A 19319-nucleotide genomic window follows, 5' to 3' on the forward strand; every position below is an offset into this window, starting at 1 on the left:
CAATGCAAAAGGCCGCCCGGTTGTTCCGGACGGCCTTTTGTCTGCCTGGGGAAAGCTGGGCTATTCCGCGGCTTTGGGGAAGGCGATTGCCGGCTCGTCGAGCGGACCCGGTCTTGGCCCTGCGGGCGCACTCGGCTTCTTGTCGCGTCCGAACAGCCGGCGGAAAAAGGCGTAGAAGCGGCTGTTCTTGCTGCGCGTGAAGATCATCAGCATGGACGGCGTCACCACCAGCGTCAGCAGCGTGGCGAAGGACAGGCCGAAGACGATGGCCGAGGACAGCGAAATCCACCATTGCGTCGACGGCGCGTTGATCGTCGTCTCGTGATGGAAGATTTCAAGGCCGAGGCCAAAGGCGATCGGCAGCACGCCAAGGATGGCCGAGACCGCCGTCAGCACCACCGGACGGGCACGTTCGCGGCAGGTCTGCAGCACCGCCTCCATCTTGTCCCAGCCCTCTTCGCGCAGCCGGTCATAGGTGTCGATCAAGACGATGTTGTTGTTCACCACCACGCCGGCCAGCGCGATGACGCCGATGCCCGACATGACGATGCCGAAGGCTTCGCCGGTCAGCAGCAGCCCCAGGAACACACCGATCGTCGCCATGACCACGCAGGACAGCACCAGAAGCACGCTGGTGAACTTGTTGAACTGCATCAGCAGCACCAGGAAGATCAGGAAGATCGCCGCGCCGAAGGCCTTGCCGAGGAAGGCGCTGGCTTCGGCGCTGTCCTCGTTCGACCCCGCCAGCTTCCAGCGTATGCCGCTGTCGAGCTTCATGTCGGTGACCGCCTTGGTCACCTCCGCCTGCACCGCCGCAACCTGGTTACCGGCGGCGACGTTGGCCTGGACGACCACTGTGCGGGCGCCGTCGATGCGGTTGAGGATGCCGACGGTCGGCTCCGGCTTGCGCACGACGAAGTTCGAGATCGGCACCGAGCCTTGCGCGGTCTGCACCCGGAGCTCGTCGAGCGTCGATAGCGTGCGCCGGTCTTCGGGCAGGCGCAGGCGGATATCGACGGCATCGTCGGCGCCGGCCGGCCGGTACTCGGACAGCTTCAACCCATTGGTCACCAATTGCACCACGGTGCCGACGGCGGTCGGGCTGATGCCGTACTGCGCCGCCTTGGCGCGGTCGACCTCGAGCGCCCAGTCCACGCCGGGCGGCGGCAGGCCGTCGGAAACGTCGATGACACCGGGCACCTTGGCGATGCGCGCCGCGACCGCACGGGCCTGGTCGTCGAGCCCTTTGGGATCGATGGCCGAAAGCCGGAGCTGCACCGCCTTGCCCGTGGGAGGACCGGCCTCCGGCACGCGCACCTCGACATCGACGCCGGGAATGCCGGCCATGACGGTGCGCAGCTCATCCAGGATATGGTTCGCCGATTTGCGCTCGCGCCAGTCGATGAACTCATACTGGATGACGCCGACGACATCTTCCGGCACGTCCTGGCCGCCGCCTTGCGTCTTGCCGACGCGGGTGTAGACCGATTTGACGCCGGGCCAGCCGAGCAGCCGGTTTTCGGCGATCCTGGTCGCCGTATCCATTTCGGCCAGCGAGAGATTGCCGCGGGCATGCACATAGAGCAGGCCGTAATCGGGCTCGACGCTGGGGAAGAACTCGACGCCGGCGCCATACTTCGAATAGGCGAAGCCGACGCCGGTGAGCAGCACGGCTGTGAGCACCAGCACAGTGATGGGGAAGCGCACCGCCTGCTTGACCAGCGCCATGTACCAGCCGTCGCGATTGTGTTCCTCGTGATGCTCCGGCGCCTTGGCGAAAAGCGCGCCCAGCGTCGGCGCGAACACCAGCGCATAAAGCATCGAGGCCGACAGCGTGACGATCAGCGTGATCGGCATGTATTTCATGAAGTCGCCGATGATGCCGGGCCAGAACAGCAGCGGCGAAAACGCCGCGATGCGGGTCATGGTCGCGGCGATGACCGGACCGGCCATGCGCTTGGCGGCCAGCGTGAAGGCTTCCGCCTTCGGCATGCCTTCGCCCATGCGCCGTTCGGCAAATTCGGTGACGATGATGGCGTCGTCGACCAGCATGCCGACCGCCAGGATAAGGCTGAACAGCACGATCATGTTGATCGTGTAGCCCATCATCGCAAGCAGCAGGATGCCGATCAGGAAGGATGACGGAATGGCAAGCCCGATCAGCAGCGAGGCGCGGCCCGACAGCGCATAGAGGATGACGATGAACACCAGGATGACGGCGATCATCACGTGGTTCTGCAGGTCGCCCAGCAGCTGGTTGACGAAGACAGACTTGTCCTGCGTGTAGGTGATGTTCATGCCTTCCGGCATGGTCTTGACGTAGGCGTCGGACACTTCCCGCACCTTGGCCAGCGTGTCGATCAGATTGGCGCCGATGCGCTTCTTGACTTCAATGGCGATGGCCGGCTTGCCGTTGAGGCGGGTGATGGTCGTGGCATCGGCAAAGGTCGACCGGATCGTGGCGATGTCCTTGGCCTGGACGACGGCATTGGGTCCGGCAACCACCGGCAGCGACGCCACATCCTCTGGTGTTTCGATCAGCGACGGCACCTTGACCGCGTATTTGCCTTCCGAACCCTCGATATTGCCGGCGGCGACCAGGCTGTTGGAAGCGCCGACCGCGCCGATCAACTGGTCGAGCTGCAGGCCGTAGGAGGACAGCTTCATCGGGTCGATGACGACTTCGACAAGATCGTCGCGCGCGCCTTGTATGGTGCCCTCAAGAACGCCCGGTACTTCCTCGATGCGGTCGCGCAGTTCGCGCGCCGCCGCCGTAAGCACACGCTCGGGCACATCGCCGGACAGCGTGACGACCAGGACGGGAAACTCGGAAATGTTGACCTCGGTAACAACCGGTTCTTCTGCCGCTTGGGGCAGGTCAGCCTTCGCGTCCTGAACCTTCGAGCGTGTATCTGTCACCGCGGTGTCGACTTTTATAGACGGCAGAAACTCAAGAAAGACAAAGGCGCCGCCCTGATAGGCGGATGATTTCATCTCCTTTAACCCCTTAAGACTCTTAAGCTTTGCCTCCAGCGGCCTAAGCAGAAGTCTTTCAGCGTCTTCGGGCGCAATGCCTTGATAGGCGACATTTATATAAACATAAGGGGTAGGAACGTCGGGTTCCGCTTCCTTCGGTGTCGACTGATAGGCGACCCAGCCCGCCAGCAGCAGGAAGACCAGCACCGCAATGGTCAGCCGGGCATTGTTGATCGCGAGTTTGACGATATCCATGGCCTGTTCTCAAGATTTCAGGAGCCGCATTGCGGCGGGGACGGCTCCGGCCGGGGCCGCTCCGGCGCTACTGCGTTGTCGCTTCGCCCAACAGTTTCTGGATGGTCGCCTGGTCGGCCTCGACCGGCTTGACGACGTCGCCTTCCTTGACCAATTCCTGGCCGGCGACGATGACGCGGGCATCGGCGGGAATGCCGCCAAGCACGAGCCCCTTCGGCGAGTCGTCGACCAGGTCGATCGGGAAGAACACCACCTTGTTGTCCTTGTCGACGGCACGGATGCCGAGGTCGCCCTTGTCGCCCAGCGTCACCACGGAGCGCGGCAACATGACGGCATCGGTCGGCTGCGCGCTGAGCGAAATCTCGGCCGTCATGCCCGCCGGCACGGAGCCATCGGCATTGGGGACGGCGATCTCGACGCGGAAGGTTCGGGTGGCCGACGAGGCGTCGCGGCTGATGTAGCGCACGGTGCCTTCGACGGTCTGGCCGCTGACCAGCCGCACAGCAGCCTTGTCGCCGAGCTTGAGATAGCCGAGGTCGCGTTCGCTGACTTCACCGCGCGCAATCACCGGATCGAGCTTGAGGATGGTTGCCACCTCGCCGCCCTGCATGATGGAACTGCCGAGCTCCACCGGCACCCGGTCGATGACGCCGTCGAAGGGCGCCTTGACCTGATTGCGGTCGAGTTCGGCCTGCGCCGTTTCCAGCTGCGACTGCGCAGCGGTCAGGTTCGAACGCGCCGTGTCGAGCTGCAGCTTGGGCAGATTGCCGGTCTTCATGAGCCGCAGCGATGCGTCGAGTTCAGCCTGGCGCTGCGCGACGAGCTGCTTGGCACTGTCGACCATCGAGATCTTTTCTTCGGCCGCCAGCATCAGCACCAGGTCGCCGGTCTTGACGTGATCGCCCTGCTTGACCGGCAGCTTTTCGATGACGCCGGCGACGCGCGTCGCCAGCACGGCGCGCTTGTCGGCCTCGGTCAGCCCGGAAATGCGGATGGCGCGGGCATAGGTCTTGCGCGGCGGCGTCACCACAGCGACGGTCCGCAGCGGCGCCTTCGGTTCGGCCTCGGCCGCCTTGGCTGCATCCGGCGCCTTGGCCTGATCGCCCGGCTTGGCCTGATCGCCTGCCTTGCCAGCACCTTCGACAGCGGCGCTGCCGACCGACGAGAACGCGCCTGTTCCCATCCAGGCGGCGAAGCCGATGAGCACGACAATAGCGGCAAGCTTGTGAAACCTGATCTTCGGCATCATTGTTTTTCCACTGCGGGGTTCGGCCAAGTCGTTATCCAACAGGAGTCCGTCGTCTAACAGCTACCGTGTCTTCCAACTCGGGCGCGTCGCCGATATGGGTGCGCGCCAGGCCGTGTTCAATTTGCCGTGAACGGCGAAGCCGCGCTTCTACATCAAAGTTGCATCGCAATACAGTCGAAAAGTTGCAGGAACAGTGTGCCAGGCGATGTAGTGTGGCCAACGGGAAACGGTTTTGTCAGCGCCCCGTCAGGCGGCGGAACCACAGCCCCGGCGCCGCACGGATGCTGGAGCCGACTTGTTTTCAAGGCGTTACGAGCGCTGACATCACCCTGTGCCCCCACTAGTTTTTGACGCTCAAATGTGGGCGCGACCTGCGTAGCCACTCAGTGAATGGCAGCAGGCGTCAGTATGATTTTGTATACCGTCACACGCAACGGTTGTTCCGGGACGGAAAGTCATCGGCGCTACTCCGATTTGCCGAACACTTCGCTGATCGTCTTGATCGATCCGGGCGGACTCAGGCCCGCCGGCGTTCCGCCTCCGGCTTCTTGCGGGCGGCGAGGAATTCCTTCACCCGCCGTCCCGGTGCCGGCCCGCGCACCGGTTTGAAGCCGTCATCGAGTTCGCCGGAAAGATCGAGCGTCGGCCGCTTGCCGACGGCGTCGTAATTCTCCTCCAGCCAGTCGCTCGCCGCTATGCGGCCAAGGTCGCGCAAATAGGTCAAAAAAGCCCATTCGGCGTTGACCTTGGATGACGCCGACAGATCCTTGAACGCTTCGTCGGCATCGATGCGGTGCATGCGGATGTCGCGGTATTCGCCAGGCGGCAGCCGGCCGGCGGCGATCAGCTCCTTGACGAAGGCGATCGAGCGGAATTCGTTCAGCAGCCCGGCATTGAAGGTGATCTCGTCGATGCGGTTCTGGATTTCGTTGGCGCTTTTCGGCGTGCCCTCGCGCACCACCGGATTGATCTGCACCAAAAGCACATCCTCGGTCGCCGCCGTCTTGAAGAACGGAAACAGCGCCGGATTGCCGCCATAGCCGCCATCCCAATAGGGCACGCCCTTGATCTCGACGGCGCGGAACAATTGCGGCAGGCAGGCCGAGGCCATCACCGTGTCGAGGTCGATCTCGCCATCGGAAAAGACGCGCAGCTGGCCGGTCTCGACATTGGTCGCCGAAATGAACAGCTCCATCGACTTGCAGGCGTGAACATTTTTGAAATCGATCTCCTGCTCGACCACGTCGCGCAGCGGGTTCAAGCCCAGCGGATTGGCGACATAGGGCGAAAACACTCGGGACATGGTGTCGAAGAAGAAATAGCCGGGCGTGTTCTCGATCGACCAGTTGCCCCAGGCGACGTCCCACGGCATGCGCTGCACCGGGCTGAAGCGGCCCTTGGCCGCCACCGCGCGCCAGAAGTCGTCGAGCTTTTGCCGTGCACCCTCGACGCCGCCGCGCACAAAACCATCGGCCAGCGCCACCGCATTCATCGCGCCGGCGCTGGTGCCGGACACGGCTGAAATGTCGAGCCTGCCATCCTCCAGCAGCCGGTCGAGTACGCCCCAGGAGAAAGCCCCGTGCGAGCCGCCTCCCTGCAGCGCAATGTTGATCTTCTTCGTTTCCTCCGCCTTGCCGTTTTTGGTCATGGCGTTCCTGTTCAGTTTGGTCGCTGCTGCCTCATTCCGCCCGGAAATCGGGCGGGTTCGACGGCAGCGGACTTATATTGCAGTGCAGCATATAAGGGATGACCAAGGCAAGAACACGAACACGGTCGCGTGATCACATGAAATTTTGGTCATGGGGAATGGTCCTCCACGCCCAGGTCTTCGCCCTACGAATACCCCCACCCTTGATCCCTCCCCACAAGGGGGAGGGAGACTTGGTAGACGCTGATCTCAGCAAACCACCGACGTTTCGGCGGCGCGCGCCAGCTGCCCTCCCCTTGTGGGGGTCCGAAGGACGGGCGAGATTCGTGGCTCGCCCCGGCAAGCTAGGGTGGGGTCCTCTTCGCAACAATCTGAACTTGGAACCTCAGGCCACGAGGTCCGGCACCGGCCCGACATAGCGCGACTGTGGACGGATCAGCCGCCCCGTCGTCTGCTGTTCGCGCGCATGGGCGATCCAGCCGGCGACACGTCCGGCGGCAAAGACATTGCTGAACGCCTGTGGCGGAAAGCCAGCCGCCTCAAGCACAAGCGCTGTGTAAAACTCGACATTGGTCTGCAGCGAGCGCTGCGGCTTGGCGATCCGCAGCACTTCGAGCGCCGTGTGCTCGACCTGTTCGGCGAAGGCCAGGCGGCGGCCGGCTTCGCCCTCGCTGCCGAGCTGCCGCACGACGGCTTTCAGTACATCGGCGCGCGGATCGCGCACGCGGTAGATACGATGGCCGAAACCCATGATGCGCTCGCCATGCGCGACCTTCTCGCGCAGCCAACCGGCCGCGTCGCCATGCGCCTGGATTGCATCGAGCATCTCGATCACCGGGCCGGGCGCGCCGCCGTGCAGGGGCCCCTTGAGCGCGCCGAGCCCGGCCAGCACCGACGATGTCAGACCGGCCAGCGTCGATGCGACGACGCGGGTGGCGAAGGTCGAGGCGTTGAGGCCGTGATCGCAGACGGTCACCAGATAGGTGTCGAGTGCCCTTGCCAGCGCCGGCGACGGGACGGATCCCTCGAGCATCCTCAGCATGTCGGCGGCATGATCGGCCTTCGCGTCAGGTGCGATCGGCTGCTCGCCACGCGCCACGCGCAGCAGAGCCGGCGTCAGCACGGCGGGCGCCGCGATCAGCCGCAAGGCGTCCGTCGGTGTCTCGCCATCCGGCAGCAGCGCCATGCCGGCGCGCATGGCGCTATAGATCTCAAGCGGTGCGAGCAGCGGCAGCGAGGGCGCAAGCCGCTCGAACACCTCGACGCGAGCCTTGCCCAGCCTCGCTGCCAGTTCGGCATCGCCGGGAAGGCCGTCGAAGAAGCCGTCGAGCAACAGGCGAACCACTTGCGCATAGCGCCAGCGTCCCGCCAATTCCGGCAGCGAATGACCGCGGATCGTCAGGCGGCCGCCAAGGCCATCGACATCGGAGAGCACGGTCTCCGCCGCCACCACATCATCGAGCCCGTTCGCCATATCTCATCTCCTTGCAGCTTTTCTGCATGGGAGATAAGGGTTAGGCTGCGCCTCGATCAATCTTGATCAATATAATCAATGTATGGGCTGAAAATGTCCGAATGGCTGTCGCGGGAAGAGGCGCTGGAAAGGCTCAAGGTCCGGCCGCAGACGCTCTACGCCTATGTCAGCCGTGGCCGCATCGGCATGCGGCCGGATGAGAGCGACCCGCGCCGCAGCCAGTACCGCGCCGACGACATCGCGGCATTGGCGACCCGCCGGGCGCGCGGCCGCAGTCCCTCGGCCATCGCCGAGAGTGCGATCGCCTGGGGCGAACCCTCGATCGCAACAGCAATTTCAACCGTTCTGCACGGGCGCCTCATCTACCGAGGGCAAGACGCCGTTGCGCTTTCCAAAGCGGCGACGCTGGAGGAAACCGCTGCTGTGCTCTGGGCCTCGCCTGAACCGGTGGCTTTCAAAGCTCCGTCATCTGAAGCGCCTCATCCAGTCGGCCGCGCCTCGGCCTTTGCGCAGCTTGCCATGCTTGCAGGCCACGGGCGGCCTTCGCTCGGACGCAGCGCCGCCTCGCTGTGCACCGAGGCCGCGCGCACAGTCGGAGCGCTGGCGCAGTCGCTGGGCGCTGAAGCCGGCACAGCGCCCGTCCATAAGCGCCTGGCGCAGGGCTGGTCGGTGGATGATGCCGGCGCGGAAGCGATCCGCTGCGCCCTCGTCCTGCTCGCCGATCATGAACTCAACGCATCGACCTTTGCCGCCCGCGTCGCAGCGTCCACAGGCGCCTCGCCTGCCGCATGCCTGCTGGCCGGCTTGGCAACGCTGTCCGGCCCGCGCCACGGTGGCGCCGGCGAAGCGGCGATGCAACTGGCTGAAGATGCAGCAGCCCACGGCGCGGATGCGGCGATCCGGCGCTGGCTCGGCCATGACCGGCCCTTGCCGGCGTTCGGCCATCCGCTCTATCCCGACGGCGATCCCCGTGCCACCGCACTTCTGGAAGTCATCCCTGTCGACGAGACGCTGCAACAGCTGCAAAAAGCCGCCATGGCGGCGACCGGCGCGCACCCCAACATCGACTTCGCCTTGGCCGCTCTGACGCGCGGCCTTGGCTTGCCGCGCGATGCACCGTTCCAGCTGTTTGCGCTCGGACGCAGTGTCGGCTGGGCCGCGCATATGGTCGAACAGATCATTAGCGGCAGCATCATCAGGCCGCGTGGCCGCTATGAGGGACGCGTGACTTAAGCCGACCTGGCCGTGTTCCCGAACCGCGCACGGTACGCGACGGGCGTCGTGGCGAATTGCCGGCGGAAGTGATGCCGCAACGTGCCTGCCGCGCCAAAGCCGGCGGTCTCGGCAATCCGTTCGATCGGCATGGCGGTGTCTTCCAGCAGCGTGCGCGCCCGCGAAAGCCGTTCCGACAGCAGCCAGCGCGCCGGCGTGACGCCGGTCGCGGCCGCGAACCGGCGCAGGAACGTCCGCTCGCTCATCCCGGCAAGCTCGGCCAAGATGGCGACGGGATAGTCGGCAGAAATATCGGCGCGCATCCTGTCGATCAACGGTCCAAGCCGGCTGCGCTCATGTGGCTCGGGTACGGAACTCTCGACATACTGCGCCTGGCCGCCGTCGCGATGCGGCGGCACGACCAGACGGCGCGCCACCATGTTTGCAGCCTTGGTGCCGAAGTCGCGCCGAACCAGATGCAGGCAAAGATCGATGCCCGCGGCACTGCCTGCCGATGTCAGCACATTGCCCTCATCGATGTACAAAACGTCCGGAATCACGGTGATGTCGGGGTACATCTCCGTCAGCTTCTCGCTGTAGCGCCAATGCGTGGTCGCTCTTTTGCCCGCCAGCAGGCCGGCGGCGGCAAGCACGAACACGCCCGAACAGATCGAAAGAATGCGAGAGCCGCGCTCGTGTGCCTTTCGAAGCGCCTCGATCAGCGCCGGCGGCACCGGAGCCTCCGTTCCGCGCCATCCCGGTACGATCACCGTGCCGGCCTGGCCGATCAGATCGATCCCGCCGTCGGCAACAATACGCACGCCGCCCAGCGCGCGCATTTCACCGGTATCAATACCGGCAACCGCAAAACGGTACCAATCCTCACCCATTTCCGGCCGGGGCAAGGCGAAGATCTCAACCGCCACGCCAAACTCGAACGTGCACAGCCCGTCATAGGCAACGGCAACGACAAGAGGGTTGGCAGGGCGCGGATTCGCAGAGGATGGCATGATCTTGACGATATATGGCAAAGCTGCCAGCTGCAATCGCCCTGCTTCCTGTCTTATCTATCCGTCGCATCAGCAATGGAGATACGAGGATGAGCCACGTGACAGACATTCCGGCGGCATCGCCGGATATCGCCCGCGACCATTTTCTGCGCCGGCTTTCCGTCGAGACCGACTGTTCCGACGTCGCCGCCGCACTGCGTGCCGGAGAGCCGGACTTTGTTCTCCTGCATGTGGTCGGTTCGCCGGAAGCCTATGGACGCCGCCATGTGCCGGGCGCGCTGCATCTGCCCCACCGCGAAATATCGGCCGGGCGGATGGTGCAATGGCCCGAAAGGACGCTGTTCGTCGTCTATTGCGCGGGACCGCATTGCAATGGCGCGGATCAGGCGGCCTTCAAGCTGGCCAGCCTCGGTCGTCCCGTGAAGATCATGATCGGCGGCATAACCGGTTGGCAGGACGAGGACCTTCCTTTCGCTTCAGGCAAGGAGCCCGGTGTCTTGCACGCGTGAGGCCACGCGATATGGTCGGCCTTGAAGACTGAGCAAGCATGCAGAAGGCGATGGTTAGAATTCGTCCATTCGAGCGCCAGGATGTCGGTGCGGTGCTCGCCCTCATGCGGGCGCTAGCTGTCTTCGAGGGTTATGACGACAAGCTTCGCGTCACCGAAGCGAACCTCATCGAGCACGGGCTGGGGCCATCGCCCCGGTTCGGCGTGTTGGTGGCGGAGCGAGAGGGCGTGATCGTCGGCATCGCCGTCCACTACCTCATCCCCTGGACCTACGACCTGAAGCCGGTTGTCTGGCTGAAGGAACTCTACGTCACTGAAGCGACGCGCGGCATGGGGGTCGGCCATGCGCTTGTTGAACAGCTTCGCCAACACGCTTTGAGCATTGGCGCCTCCGCCATCAAATGGACGGTGCTGAAATCCAACTCGCCGGCCAAAGCCTTCTACCGCTCGCTCGACGGCCAGCCCGACGATATCTGGGAACCGTGGCAGCTGAAAATCGACCCGTGACGGCCGCCTCGACCAACTGAGGGCGGTCGACCATGCGGCGGTCGCTTACGACATGGTGTCGAGCTTGCGCTGCATGGCGGCGATCTGTTGCTTCAGTTCCTGAAGGTCGTCGCCGCTCTTTTCCGGGACATCCTTGCGGGCCGGCTCGGGTGCAGCCGCGGCCGCAGCATTTGTGGCGGCGGTCGGGAAGGGCGTGAACAGGCGCATCGCGTTCTGGAACATTTCCATGTTGCGGCGTGTCTGCTCTTCCAGCGCCTTGATCGGCGTGGCGATCTTCATCACATCCAGCGGCGACTTGCCGATCGCGCCCTTCATCTGCTCGCGGAACCGCTCCTGTTCCTTGGAGAAGGCCATCATCGACTGTTCGAGGAAGCTCGGCACGATCTGCTGCATCTGGTCGCCATAGAAAGCGATCAACTGGCGCAGGAACGGGATCGGCAGCATGTTCTGCCCATCCTTGTTCTCCAGTTCGAAGATGATCTGCGTCAGCACCGGATGGGTAATGTCGTCACCGGTCTTGGCGTCCTGGACGGTGAACTCCTCGCCCTTCTTGACCATCTCGGCCAGATCCTCGAGCGTCACATAGGTGCTGGTGCCGGTATTGTAGAGCCGGCGATTGGCATATTTCTTGATAATGATAGGGTCGTCTTTCGCGGCCATCAGCATCCTCCCGGGACACCGGCGCGCCTGAGTAAGCCGCCGGTAACGATTGCGCCATTTTTAAGGATATGCGCAAAAGCTCTATAATTCCAAGCGCTTTGTGCAGTGCGGCATCATTTATTGCTGCATGGCCGGCCAATTATGCTGCGCAGCAAAGGTTGGGCGATCGCGCCGGCCGCTCGCGCCCTGCTTGCGGCGCTTGGCCGGCATGCCCATTTCCGGTTTGACTTGGGGTGTGGAACGGGCAAGAAAAGTCCCAACAAGCCCCCAAGAACACGACACCTCGAAGTCTGGAGAGAAAAATGTCCGCTTCCAATTCAATCGTCGTTGCCAGCGCCGCACGCACGGCTGTCGGCTCCTTCAACGGCGCCTTCGCCGCCACCCCGGCGCATGAACTTGGCGCCGTCGTCATCAGGGAGCTTTTGGCGCGCGCCGGCGTCGAGCCGGGCGAAGTCGACGAGGTCATTCTCGGCCAGGTGCTGACCGCCGCGCAGGGCCAGAACCCCGCCCGCCAGGCGTCGATCAATGCCGGCCTGCCCAAGGAGACCACCGCCTGGGGGCTCAACCAGGTTTGCGGCTCTGGCCTGCGCGCCATCGCGCTCGGCATGCAGCAGATCGCCGCCGGCGACGCCACTGTGATCATCGCCGGCGGCCAGGAATCGATGTCGCTGTCGCCGCACGCCGAGCACCTGCGCGCCGGCGTCAAGATGGGCGACTACAAGATGATCGACACCATGATCAAGGACGGGTTGTGGGACGCCTTCAACGGCTACCACATGGGCAACACCGCCGAGAACGTCGCCCGCCAGTTCCAGATCACCCGCGACGACCAGGACCAGTTTGCGCTCGCCTCGCAAAACAAGGCCGAGGCCGCGCAGAAGGCCGGCAAGTTCAAGGACGAGATCGTCGCCTTCACGATCAAGGGCAGGAAGGGCGACACTGTCGTCGACCAGGACGAGTACATCCGCCACGGCGCCACCATCGACGCCATGTCCAAGCTGAAGCCGGCTTTCGACAAGGACGGCACCGTGACCGCCGCCAACGCGTCGGGCATCAATGACGGCGCCGCCGGCGCGCTGCTGATGAGCGAGGCTGAAGCCACAAGGCGCGGCATCACCCCGCTGGTGCGCATCGCATCCTGGGCGACGGCTGGCGTCGATCCGGCAATCATGGGCACCGGACCTATACCCGCGTCGAAGCGGGCGCTCGAGAAGGCCGGCTGGTCGGTCAAGGACCTCGACCTTGTCGAGGCCAATGAAGCCTTCGCCGCGCAGGCCTGCGCCGTCAACAAGGGCATGGGCTGGGATACGTCGATCGTCAACGTCAATGGCGGCGCCATCGCCATCGGCCATCCGATCGGCGCGTCGGGCGCCCGCGTCTTCAACACGCTGGTTTTCGAGATGCGCCGCCGCGGCGCCAAGAAAGGCCTTGCCACGCTGTGCATCGGCGGCGGCATGGGCGTCGCTCTGTGCGTGGAAGCGCTGTGAAAGAGAAGTGAGTAGTGAATAGGGAGTAGTGAATGGGGAAGAAGGAGCAGCGCGGCGGGATATCGATCCCTACTCGCTACTCCCTATTCCCTATTCCCTTCTTCCGACCAAAGGGAGGAAGAACTTTCAATGACCAAAGTAGCGCTCGTCACCGGTGGATCGCGCGGCATCGGCGCCGCCATATCGATCGGCCTGAAGAATGCCGGTTACACCGTTGCAGCCAACTATGCCGGCAATGACGAGGCAGCGGGGAAGTTCAGCGCACAAACCGGCATCAAGGCCTACAAATGGTCGGTCGCCGACTACGACGCCTGTGCCGCCGGAATCAAACAGGTCGAGGCCGATCTCGGCCCGGTCTCGGTGCTGGTCAACAATGCCGGCATTACCCGTGACGCCATGTTCCACAAGCTGACGCGCGAGCAGTGGAAGGAAGTCATCGACACCAATCTGTCTGGCGTCTTCAACATGACGCATCCGCTGTGGGGCGGCATGCGCGACCGCAAATTCGGCCGCGTCATCACCATTTCCTCCATCAACGGCCAGAAAGGCCAGGCCGGCCAGGTCAACTATTCCGCCGCAAAGGCCGGCGACATCGGCTTCTCGAAGGCGCTGGCGCAGGAGGGCGCGCGCGCGGGCATCACAGTCAATGTCATCTGCCCCGGCTACATCGCCACCGAGATGGTCAAGGCGATCGACGAGAAGGTGCTGAATGAACGCATCATCCCGCAGATTCCGGTCGGCCGCCTCGGCGAACCGGAAGAGATCGCGCGTTGCGTCGTCTTCCTCGCTTCCGAAGACGCCGGCTTCATCACCGGTTCGACCATCACAGCCAATGGCGGCCAGTATTTCGCCTGAACGACAGCATTTCGCCCGGTAGGACGGGCCGGCTTATGGCCCGTTTTTTCATCGCCGGCCGGCGATGTTCCCGGGCTGCGCGCTAGACATTGACCCGTTCCGGCACGCAAAGATTAACGATTTCCAGGCGCCCTGTGCAAAACCCGGTTCGCAAGCTGTGAATTCTCGGTGGACAAGCTGTGGATAACACAACATGTTGGGGTGAACAAACCAGGAAAATCCCGCCATCGCTGATTCATAGCCGATTCGTTCCGGCTTTGAGCGCAACGTTAACGACCAAGGCCGAAAATCACCGGCAAATGGTTAAGGCCGATTAAGAAAATTCAACAATTTCATAATGTTGGCCGAGGCGTATCGGATCACGACGATGCCCCGCCGGCAAAGGTTAACGCCAATGGTCGCCTTGCAGGAATCGGGCCAGTTTCCGCGATTCAGCATATGGTGAGACTCAGGCTCGCAAAATCCACATGTAGCCGTGAACAAAAGCTGAATCTACCGGAGTCACTGATTCGTCGCCGATTCGTTCCAGACTCGTTCCAACTGTTAATTGAGACCTCAAAGACGAACCGTGGGATTGCCGGCCGGAACATTCCGCTTTCGCTTCGCGCCTGAAATCCCTATGTGTCGCCTGTCATACGCGCCACGCGAGGCGCGCTCCCGACAACACGATGCAGAAAGCCTCATCTCCAGGCCGATGAACATCCAGCCGAAACACACCGAGCCGCTGATCCTGTCGGGCCGCGACGTGACTGCCGTGCTGGGTCCGACCAACACCGGCAAGACCCATCTCGCCATCGAGCGCATGGTGGCGCATGAGAGCGGCATTATCGGCCTGCCGCTCCGCCTTCTGGCGCGCGAGGTCTATGCCCGCGTCTGCGAAAAGGTCGGCGCCCACAAGGTGGCGCTCATCACCGGCGAGGAAAAAATCCAGCCGCCCGGCGCGAAATATTCGGTCTGCACCGTCGAAGCCATGCCGCGCGAGACCGACGTTGCCTTCGTCGCCATCGACGAGGTGCAGCTCGCCGGCGACCTCGAGCGCGGCCACATCTTCACCGACCGTATCCTGCACCTACGCGGCCGCCAGGAAACGCTGCTGCTCGGCGCGGCCACCATGCATGGCATCCTGCAAAAGCTGCTGAGAGGCGTCTCGGTGGTGACGCGCCCTCGCCTGTCGCACCTGGCCTATGCCGGTTCGAAGAAATTGACCCGCCTGCCGCGGCGTACGGCCATCGTCGCCTTCTCCGCCGACGAGGTCTATGCCATCGCTGAGCTGATCCGCCGCCAGCAAGGAGGAGCGGCGGTCGTGCTCGGCGCGCTGTCGCCCCGCACCCGCAACGCCCAGGTGGCAATGTTCCAGGCAGGCGACGTCGACTATCTCGTCGCCACCGACGCCATCGGCATGGGCCTCAACCTTGATCTCGATCATGTCGCCTTCGCCCAGAACCGCAAATTCGACGGCTACCAGTACCGCAACCTGACGGCGGCCGAGCTCGGCCAGATCGCCGGCCGCGCCGGCCGGCATCTGCGCGACGGCACCTTCGGCGTCACCGGCCAGGTCGATCCGCTGGACGAGGAACTGGTCAAGCGCATCGAGGGGCACGAGTTCGATCCGGTGAAGGTGCTGCAATGGCGCACCGCGCATTTCGACTTCGCCAGCCTCGACGCGCTGAAGCGCTCGATCGAAACCAACGCGCCGGTCGAAGGCCTGACGCGCGCGCTGCCGGCGGTCGATGCGCAGGCGCTCGAACATCTCTCCCGCGACGAGGACATCCGCGCGCTGGCTACCAATGCCAAGCGCGTGGCGCTGCTGTGGGAAGCCTGCGCGTTGCCGGACTACCGCAAGATCGCGCCGGCCCAGCACTCCGACCTGATCGCTTCTATCTACACCGACCTCGCCAAACACGGCCATGTCGACGAGAACTACATGGCCGAGCAGGTGCGCCGCGCCGATACGACCGAGGGGGACATCGACACGCTGTCGCACCGCATTGCGCAGATCCGCACCTGGACATTCGTGTCCAACCGGCCGGGCTGGCTGGCCGATCAGGCACACTGGCGGGAAAAGACGCGCGAAATCGAAGACAGATTGTCGGATGCGCTGCATGAGCGGTTGACGAAACGGTTTGTAGACCGCAGGACTTCCGTCCTCATGCGGCGCCTTAGAGAAAATACAATGCCTGAAGCCGAAATCAGTCCTACCGGAACCGTCCTTGTCGAAGGCCATCATGTCGGCGAGTTGCAAGGGTTCCGCTTCACCGCCGACCAGAGCGCCGGCGGCGAAGACGCCAAGGCCGTGCGTACGGCAGCGCAAAAAGCGCTGGCCGCCGAGTTCGAGGCGCGTGCCGAACGCTTCGGCGCCTGCGCCAATGGCGACCTTGCGCTCGGCTCCGACGGCACGCTGCGCTGGATCGGCGCGCCGATCGGCACGCTGGTTGCCGGCGAGGACGCGCTGAAGCCGCGCCTGGTGCTTTTGGCCGACGAGCAGTTGACCGGCCCCGCCCGAGACAAGGTCGCCGCGCGCGCCGAGCGTTTCGTCAATTTCCAGATCGAGTCGCTGCTGAAGCCGCTGGTCGACTTGAAGAATGCCGAGCAGATCGCCGGCATCGGCCGTGGCATCGCCTTCCAGCTCGTCGAGCATTTCGGCCTCATCAACCGCCGCGACATCGCCGAGGAAATGAAGTCGCTCGACCAGGAGGGTCGCGCCGCCTTGCGTCGGCTCGGTGTGCGCTTCGGCGCCTACCACGTCTTCGTGCCGGCGCTGATCAAGCCGGCGCCCGCCGGACTGATTACGCTGTTGTGGGCGCTGAAGAACGACGGCAAGGACAAGCCGGGCTTTGGCGACGTGGTGCACGCACTGGCTTCCGGCCGCACCTCGGTGGTCATCGATCCTGCTTTCGACAAGAGCTTCTACAAGCTTGCCGGCTACCGCAATCTCGGCCGCCGCGCCGTGCGCATCGACATTCTGGAACGGCTGGCCGACCTGATCCGGCCTGCGACCAACTGGAAGCCCGGTCTGGGACAGCGCCCGGACGGCGCCTATGACGGCCAGTCCTTCATGGTGACGCCGCCGATGATGTCCATCCTCGGCGCCACCGCCGACGACATGGAAGAGATTCTGAAGGGCCTCGGCTATCGCGCCGAGCCGAAACCACCGGCAGAGGTGAAGGCGCGGCTCGAAGCGCAGGACAATGCCGCGCGGGAAGCGGCTGCGGCAAAACTGGCGGAAGCGGCAGCGAAGGCCGAGCAGGCCCAGACGGCGGAAGCCGCTGCAGGCGAAGCTGTCGCTGAAGCGCCGACCGACAGTTCGGAGCCGGATGCGGCTTCCGCCACTGAGGTTGCGGCTGAGGAGCCCGTTGCCGAAGTCGCATCGGAGGCTGTTGCAGACGCTCAGCCGGAAGCGCCTGCCGAGGGTTCGGAGCCAGCTGCGGCCGTTGAAGCTACCGCCGAGGTCCCAGCCATCGACGAAACAACTGCAGAGCCTGCAGCGCAAGAACACGCTCCGGCCGTTGCAGAGGCTGACGACACTGTCACCGAAAGCGCCGACGCTTTTACCTCCCCCTCGATGGGGGAGGTCGCGGCGCGAAGCGACGCGGGTGGGGGTGACAGCGCTGACGAAACCGATAGTGCAGACCGCGTAGCCGATGCAGGTGCAACCACCGACGCCGGCGCTGCCCCCACCCCGGCGCTGCGCGCCGACCCTCCCCACGAGGGGGAGGGTGGAAGCGCCGAGGCCGAAGCGCCAAAGCCCATCTTGCTGTGGCGGCAGGGTCGTTTCGAGCAGCGCCCGCGCCATCGTCAAGGCCGGGACAATCGCCCGCGTAACGGCCAGGCTGCCCGCGCCGATGCGCCGGCCGACGCTGCCGGCGGACAGCCGGCAACGGGCGAGCGGCCGGCCTATCAGGGCCGGCGCGACCAGCGCGACGGTGCCGCCAAGCCACGTTTCGACCGTTCGAAGTTCAAGCCCAAGCCGCAGGCCGAGGGCGAACAGCGCCGCGACGGCAAGCCGCAAGGCGAGCGTCCGCGCGAGGGCCGGCCTGACTGGAAAGGCGGCAGGCCGGAAGGCAAAGGCGGACCGCAAGGCGCCAAGCCGGCCTTCCAGGCCAAGCCACGCGAAGAACGGCCGGTGCGCTTCGATCCGGACTCGCCCTTCGCCAAGCTCGCCGCCTTGCGCGACCAGCTGAAGAAGTAAGCTCTGAGCATGATCCCGAAAAGTGGAACCGGTTTTCGGACAAGATCATGCTCCAACAAGAAATAACTCGCTGCGATGGTTGCTGAAGGTCGTCAGCGCATCGACAAGTGGCTGTTCTTTTCGCGCGCGATAAAATCGCGCTCGCTGGCGGCCAAGCTGGTTGTCGCCGGACGCGTCCGCATCAACAGCGACAAAGCAGCGCAGGCCTCCGATCTGGTCAAGCCTGGCGACGTTTTGACCATTACGCACGAGCGCCGCATCTTCGTTTGGAAGGTGCTTGGCACCGGCGTGCGGCGCGGTCCGGCCGAGGAAGCGCGCACGCTCTACGAGGACATGTCCCCGCCGCCGGCCCCAAAAGGCGAGGCTGTTGCCGATGCCATTCCGGCGCTGCGCGACGCCGGCAGCGGCCGGCCGACCAAGAAAGAGCGCAGGCAAACCGACCGGCTGTTCGGCGAAGACTGAAGCCTTGGCCGTCTGCGCCATGCCGGCGGTCTGGAATTTCATTCCGGACACGCGGGCCCCGCCTGCAATGGCTGCCCTTGCAAGCGGCAGGCAAAGGCGTTACCTCACCAAAAAAGCCGCCGCATCGGCCCGAAAATCGGAAATCGATTTTTCGGAAGGCACGATGCGCAGATTCAAAGTGTCAGAGCGTACTTTGTGCGTCCAATTGGACGCACGTCGCTCTAGCAAGAACGGGACGTCCCGGAGCCGACCAATGACCTATGTCGTGACCGACAACTGCATCAAATGCAAGTACATGGACTGCATCGAGGTCTGTCCGGTCGACTGCTTCTACGAGGGCGAGAACATGCTTGTCATACATCCCGACGAGTGCATCGACTGCGGCGTCTGCGAACCGGAATGCCCGGCCGATGCAATCAAGCCCGACACCGAGCCGGGCCTCGACAAATGGCTGCAGGTCAACACCGAATACGCCGAGAAATGGCCCAACATCACCGCCAAGAAGGAGCCTCCGGCAGATGCCAAGAGCTTCGACGGCGAAGCCGGCAAGTTCGAGAAATATTTCTCCGCCGAGCCCGGCGAAGGCGACTGAGCACATGACGCTGGAATCGGAATCGATTTCGGAAAGGGTGATGCGCAAAGCAAAAAAGTGCGGCCTATTGGATCGTCATAACGCTGCGTAACGCGCATCATACATTAACTGCCTTGACAGGCGGCGATGGCGCTCGACCTTCGTTTGCAGCAAAACCTTGATTCTTCCGACTTTTTGTGCTACACCAGTTGAAACATGCCGGTGACACAACGTCGATTTATGGCGCAAGCGCCCC

General features: G+C 64.0%; 14 protein-coding genes. 8 read left to right on the forward strand and 6 right to left on the reverse strand.

Annotated features, from left to right (window positions below):
• Positions 1–60: 60 nt before the first annotated feature.
• The 4 genes from ACYG9Z_RS11575 to ACYG9Z_RS11590 all read right to left on the reverse strand — a co-directional run bounded on the left by ACYG9Z_RS11575 (position 61) and on the right by ACYG9Z_RS11590 (position 7602).
• Entirely contained in the window at positions 61–3231 is a 3171-nt protein-coding gene (locus ACYG9Z_RS11575; protein ID WP_023752869.1) for an efflux RND transporter permease subunit, read from the reverse strand.
• A gap of 67 nt (positions 3232–3298) precedes the next feature.
• Complete coding sequence (locus ACYG9Z_RS11580; RefSeq protein WP_023752868.1) at positions 3299–4477, reverse strand: efflux RND transporter periplasmic adaptor subunit; 1179 nt, start codon at positions 4475–4477, stop codon at positions 3299–3301.
• A gap of 520 nt (positions 4478–4997) precedes the next feature.
• The gene (locus ACYG9Z_RS11585) at positions 4998–6128 is read right to left on the reverse strand and encodes a patatin-like phospholipase family protein (protein WP_023727617.1); all 1131 of its coding nucleotides are present in this window, start codon (positions 6126–6128) and stop codon (positions 4998–5000) included.
• Positions 6129–6513: 385 nt separating this feature from the next.
• Positions 6514–7602 carry a citrate synthase/methylcitrate synthase gene (locus ACYG9Z_RS11590; protein WP_023727618.1) on the reverse strand — a complete coding sequence of 363 codons (1089 nt, stop codon included), beginning with the start codon at positions 7600–7602 and terminating at the stop codon, positions 6514–6516.
• Positions 7603–7695: 93 nt separating this feature from the next.
• Here ACYG9Z_RS11590 and ACYG9Z_RS11595 point away from each other — a divergent pair, with 93 nt between their 5' ends.
• Positions 7696–8835, forward strand: a complete 1140-nt coding sequence (locus ACYG9Z_RS11595) for a citrate synthase (RefSeq protein ID WP_023752867.1) — start codon at positions 7696–7698, stop codon at positions 8833–8835.
• On the opposite strand, the gene ftrA is transcribed toward ACYG9Z_RS11595, so the two are convergent.
• Positions 8832–9824 carry a transcriptional regulator FtrA gene (gene ftrA, locus ACYG9Z_RS11600; RefSeq protein ID WP_023752866.1) on the reverse strand — a complete coding sequence of 331 codons (993 nt, stop codon included), beginning with the start codon at positions 9822–9824 and terminating at the stop codon, positions 8832–8834. The genes ACYG9Z_RS11595 and ftrA overlap by 4 nt on opposite strands.
• Before the next feature lie 89 nt (positions 9825–9913).
• Between ftrA and ACYG9Z_RS11605 the strand changes: the two genes are divergently transcribed.
• Positions 9914–10333, forward strand: coding sequence for a rhodanese-like domain-containing protein (locus ACYG9Z_RS11605; RefSeq protein ID WP_023702797.1), 420 nt, complete (start codon positions 9914–9916; stop codon positions 10331–10333).
• Positions 10334–10383: 50 nt separating this feature from the next.
• Positions 10384–10839, forward strand: a complete 456-nt coding sequence (locus ACYG9Z_RS11610) for a GNAT family N-acetyltransferase (protein ID WP_031194243.1) — start codon at positions 10384–10386, stop codon at positions 10837–10839.
• A 45-nt stretch (positions 10840–10884) separates the two neighbouring features.
• On the opposite strand, the gene phaR is transcribed toward ACYG9Z_RS11610, so the two are convergent.
• Positions 10885–11499: a polyhydroxyalkanoate synthesis repressor PhaR gene (phaR, locus tag ACYG9Z_RS11615; protein ID WP_023685813.1), complete on the reverse strand. Its 615-nt coding sequence runs from the start codon at positions 11497–11499 to the stop codon at positions 10885–10887.
• A 302-nt stretch (positions 11500–11801) separates the two neighbouring features.
• Between phaR and ACYG9Z_RS11620 the strand changes: the two genes are divergently transcribed.
• The 5 genes from ACYG9Z_RS11620 to fdxA all read left to right on the forward strand — a co-directional run bounded on the left by ACYG9Z_RS11620 (position 11802) and on the right by fdxA (position 19084).
• Positions 11802–12986 carry an acetyl-CoA C-acetyltransferase gene (locus ACYG9Z_RS11620; protein ID WP_023673832.1) on the forward strand — a complete coding sequence of 395 codons (1185 nt, stop codon included), beginning with the start codon at positions 11802–11804 and terminating at the stop codon, positions 12984–12986.
• A gap of 129 nt (positions 12987–13115) precedes the next feature.
• On the forward strand, positions 13116–13841 hold the full coding sequence (phbB, locus tag ACYG9Z_RS11625) for an acetoacetyl-CoA reductase (protein ID WP_023698448.1): 726 nt from the start codon (positions 13116–13118) through the stop codon (positions 13839–13841).
• Between the two features lie 694 nt (positions 13842–14535).
• Positions 14536–18030, forward strand: coding sequence for a helicase-related protein (locus ACYG9Z_RS11630; RefSeq protein ID WP_460222899.1), 3495 nt, complete (start codon positions 14536–14538; stop codon positions 18028–18030).
• A 75-nt stretch (positions 18031–18105) separates the two neighbouring features.
• Positions 18106–18492, forward strand: a complete 387-nt coding sequence (locus tag ACYG9Z_RS11635; RefSeq protein ID WP_023693611.1) for an RNA-binding S4 domain-containing protein — start codon at positions 18106–18108, stop codon at positions 18490–18492.
• 253 nt (positions 18493–18745) lie between these two features.
• A complete protein-coding gene (gene fdxA, locus ACYG9Z_RS11640) occupies positions 18746–19084 on the forward strand; it encodes a ferredoxin FdxA (RefSeq protein ID WP_013529180.1) in 339 nt (112 codons plus the stop codon).
• Positions 19085–19319 lie beyond the last annotated feature (235 nt).

Source organism: Mesorhizobium sp. RSR380A (assembly GCF_054719385.1).